Genomic DNA, 3681 nt, shown 5'->3' with positions numbered 1-3681 from the left:
TGCAAGCGGTAGGGGTTCAACATTACACACGTGGGCGGCCCCAAAAATTTTTGGTGCGGCCCGCCCTCGTGTCCGACTCCGTGTGGTGCACAGCCGTGGTGTTCCGACTACGAGCTGCTTCGGCCGGAAGCACCAGTCGGCCTCCCGCCCGGCAGTTCCGGGAACTCAGTCGAACGGCAGTAGTCCGGCGTTCGCCGTCAGCATCTTCTGCGGGCGCCGGAGCTGCGGCTTGAGCATCAACAGGTCCATGAACCGCTTCGGCGGTGGGTAGCCGCCCAACTTCGCCGTGAGGAACTCGCCGACGAGCAGGGTTCGTGCGGTCACCGTGGTGGTACCGACGAGGACGTTCTGCTGGGTGATCTCGTCGGCCAGGGCCTCAAGGTCCCGCTCATAGCCTGCGACGATGCGACGGGACGCTTCCTCTACGAGTTCCATGGCCTGGTTCGTGGCCCAGCGGACCATGCGCTGGTGTTCATGCAGTTCCTCGTCGTCGGCCCCGCCAGGCGGCGGGTAGGCGCCGCTGGAGATGCCGCAGCAGTCGCCTCGCCTGCCGCGGCCGAGGTGACCGTGGAACGGGCCGACGCACCCGCTTCCCTGGCCACCGCCACGGCAGGCACGGCACTGGCGAACGCTGCCAGCCAGCAGCCCGCTGCCCACCGCCGAAAAGGCCGAGGAGCCCACGCCCACGACGGTCGCGGCGACGCCATCGACCGCCGCCGCGCCCGATCCTGCCATCACGCCGCAGGGCGCGCAGGAGCCGGCCGCAAAGGCCGAGGAGACCCCGGTGCCGAACGCAGTGGCCGAGCCGCGCCCGGCACCCGCTCCCAAGCAGGAGCCGAAGGCAGAACGGGGGGGCGAAGGCAGAGAAGGGACCGGACCTGGAGCCAGAGCCCGTCGAGCTCTCCGCGAAGGGCGCGCCCGCAGGCCAGGCCGCCCAGGGCGAGCCACTGCCCGGTGACGAGCCTGCGGACGAGGAGCCGGACCCGGAGCACGACACCCCCGTCTGGATCGATGCCGTCGACGCCAGCCAACTGCCTGGCCTCACAGGCTTCGCACTCCACTTGCTCCGAGACCTCGACGCGGTGACCGCCAGCCTCACCCTGCACTGGAGTTCCGGCGGAACGGAAGGTACCGGGACCCGCCGCTCACCTTCTGCAGCACCCACCCCGAAGGCCGGCGCTCCCCGAGCACCTCGCGGACCGCCGACTGCGGCGACGCTCCCGCTTCTCGGTGACGACCTGGTCGTAGTCGACGCCCTCGACCGGCCGCACGTGCTCAGGTGCGGACACCCACACTCGGCACTCCGCCGCCTCCACACCGCCGTCCAACTGGTGGAGAGGCAGTATTCGGCAAGTGCGGAATTCCGCAGGCGATCGGCTGCCGAGGGCGGTAGATGCCTCGCCCTGCGGGGGAGCTGATGCGGCGACGGATCGGCCGCCACGGACCTCTGAGGGAGCTTGCCGAGCGAGATCTGAAGGCATTATTGCGAAGTATTCGCTTCACATCTACGGTGGCGGCATGCGACCGAAGCACGAGCCTGAGCAGATCACCGAGCTGTCCCGGTTGAGGGCGTTCATGAACCCGCTACGAATGCAGCTCTACCGGCTGCTGTACGCCGCGGGCACCGCGACGGCCTCTCAGCTCGCCGAGCATGTCGACGAGACGCCTTCGCTGGTCAGTTACCACCTGCGCAAGCTGGCCGAACACGGCTTCGTGACCCTGGCGAGCGGCCAGGGTGCCGACGGTCGCGAGCGGTGGTGGAAGGTGGCGTCTGAGGAGGGCTGGGGCTTTCGTGACTCGGACTTTGCGGACACGCCCGAGGGGGCTGCCGCGGTCGGGGCGGTGGCCCGAGGGATCTTCGACACCCGGGTCGCCCAGTACCGCGCGTATCTCGACCAGAAGTCCGCCTGGGGCAAGGCCTGGACTGACGCCTCTTTCAGCTCCGAGTGGCTGCTCGACCTCACCCCGGCCGAACTCGCTGAGATGAGCGACGAACTTGAGGCGCTGGCCCGGCGCTGGCGAGAGCGCGGCAAGGCCGCCAAGACGGCCGGTGACACCGAGGACCGCGAGCACGTATCCGTGCACCTCTACGGCTTCCCCTTCCGGTCCTGACCCGGCCGTTATCCCGACTTACCGGAGACCGCCATGACCACCGCAAAGGCAGCTCTGCCCGAATGCGCCACCACACCGGCCCACCGCGACGGAAACGTGCTGCGCTGGCTCACCGCGTACACCGTCTCCCTCATCGGCGACAGCGTGTACTTCGTCGCCCTCGCCTGGTCCGCCCAGAAGGCCGCCGGCCCTACCGAAGTCGGCCTCGTGATGGCTTCAGGGGCGTTACCACGAGCGTTACTCATGCTCGGCGGGGGCGTGGTGGCCGACCGGTTCGACCCCCGCAGGCTGATTCTCGCCAGTGACGCGCTGCGCTGTCTCCTCATCTTGGCGGTGGCCGCCGGTATCGCACTGACGGCGCCGGCCTTGTGGATCCTGGTCGCGGTGGGGCTCGTCTTCGGCGCCGTCGACGCGCTGTTCGTACCCGCTGTCGGTGCCCTCCCGCCACGGCTCACCGCCCCTGACCAGCTGGCCAGGGTCACCGGCATGCGCTCGCTGTCGATGCGCCTCAGCCAGATCGCGGGCCCGCCGATCGGCGGCTTGGCCATGGGACTTGGTGGACCCGCGGCCGCCTTCACCGTCGCCGGCCTGTTCATCGCCCTGTCCCTGCCGCTCCTGCTGACGATACGGATACGGTCCCTGGGGACGCGCGACCCGGAGCGGCCGGAGTTCGGCACCGCCCGGCAGGACCTGCTCGACGGACTGCACTACATCCGCCGCCACCGACTCATCGGCCCGCTCGTCGCCGCCGGCGCTGTCTGCGAGCTCGGTCTCATTGGCACCCTCAACGTCGGCATGGTGCTCCTCAACGCCGAGCGCGGCTGGGGTCCTTCCGGCTACGGCTGGATCGTCAGCAGCCTCAGCGCTGGAGCAGCGGCCAGCGCCGCGCTGCTCGCGGTCGCCGGTTGGCTGCCGCGTGCCGGCTTGATGCTGGCTGGCACGCTGCTCGTGGGGTGTGCGGGCGCGGCCGCCATCGCTCTGGTGCCGGTCCTGTGGCTTGCCGTGGTGCTGGCTGCGGTCATTGGGCTGTGCGCAGGCGTCTTCGGCAGCCTGGACAACGCCCTCATACAGACTGCGGCGGACCCGGCCTATCTCGGCCGGGTCACCTCTGTCGTCATGCTCACCATGGTCGGTCTCGCGCCCCTCAGCTACCCGCTGGTCGGCGCCGCCATCGGAGCCTGGGGCGCCGTCCCGGTGTTCGTCGGCTGCGGCATCTTCGCCAGCCTGGGCGTGGTCATCGCCCTGGCCTCCGACGCGGTGCGGCACGCCGAACTGCCCCGGCAGTCACAGGTGACCATTTAGGCATGCTGGCTGCAGGAGGGTATCCAGGCTCTCCCGGGCCGGTGACCACCCGTCGGGCTCAACTCATGCGGGCCGCAAGGTAGGCACTCCAGTCATCTTTGGCATAGTTCGATCACCTCTGGGCCGTTGTAATACTCATGCCGGCGACCACGATGGGCGGAAGGCTGGTGACTGAGCTCTTTCAGAGCGGCCACCGGATGGGTGACGAGGCCGGCGCCCGCAACGCACGAGGCTCCCGTTCCGTTGAGAGAGGTGTTCGACGTCTCA

3 protein-coding genes and 1 pseudogene are annotated in these 3681 nt (G+C 69.4%); 2 read left to right on the top strand and 2 right to left on the bottom strand.

Annotated features, from left to right (window positions below):
• Nucleotides 1–165: 165 nt before the first annotated feature.
• Together ACWC2T_RS45760 and ACWC2T_RS45755 are read right to left on the bottom strand one after the other, a co-directional pair.
• Entirely contained in the window at nucleotides 166–735 is a 570-nt protein-coding gene (locus ACWC2T_RS45760) for a hypothetical protein (RefSeq protein WP_450676205.1), read from the bottom strand.
• A gap of 402 nt (nucleotides 736–1137) precedes the next feature.
• Nucleotides 1138–1325, bottom strand: a pseudogene (locus ACWC2T_RS45755) (DUF6233 domain-containing protein); the annotation flags it as partial.
• A gap of 193 nt (nucleotides 1326–1518) precedes the next feature.
• On the opposite strand from ACWC2T_RS45755, the gene ACWC2T_RS45750 reads away from it, so the two are divergent.
• Both ACWC2T_RS45750 and ACWC2T_RS45745 read left to right on the top strand, forming a co-directional pair.
• Nucleotides 1519–2112 (top strand): ArsR/SmtB family transcription factor, encoded by a 594-nt coding sequence (locus tag ACWC2T_RS45750; RefSeq protein ID WP_450676204.1) that lies wholly within the window; start codon nucleotides 1519–1521, stop codon nucleotides 2110–2112.
• Nucleotides 2113–2145: 33 nt separating this feature from the next.
• Nucleotides 2146–3414 carry an MFS transporter gene (locus ACWC2T_RS45745; RefSeq protein WP_450676203.1) on the top strand — a complete coding sequence of 423 codons (1269 nt, stop codon included), beginning with the start codon at nucleotides 2146–2148 and terminating at the stop codon, nucleotides 3412–3414.
• Nucleotides 3415–3681 lie beyond the last annotated feature (267 nt).

It is taken from the genome of Streptomyces sp. NPDC001393, from assembly GCF_053597455.1.
The sequence above is the reverse complement of the archived record's forward strand: the minus strand, read 5'-3'. Positions and strand labels throughout refer to the sequence as shown.

Bases quoted from the DNA above. Each gene is read 5' to 3' on its own strand.
- ACWC2T_RS45760 (WP_450676205.1), bottom strand. From the start codon at position 735: ATGGCAGGATCGGGCGCGGCGGCGGTCGATGGCGTCGCCGCGACCGTC.
- ACWC2T_RS45750 (WP_450676204.1), top strand. From the start codon at position 1,519: ATGCGACCGAAGCACGAGCCTGAGCAGATCACCGAGCTGTCCCGGTTG.
- ACWC2T_RS45745 (WP_450676203.1), top strand. From the start codon at position 2,146: ATGACCACCGCAAAGGCAGCTCTGCCCGAATGCGCCACCACACCGGCC.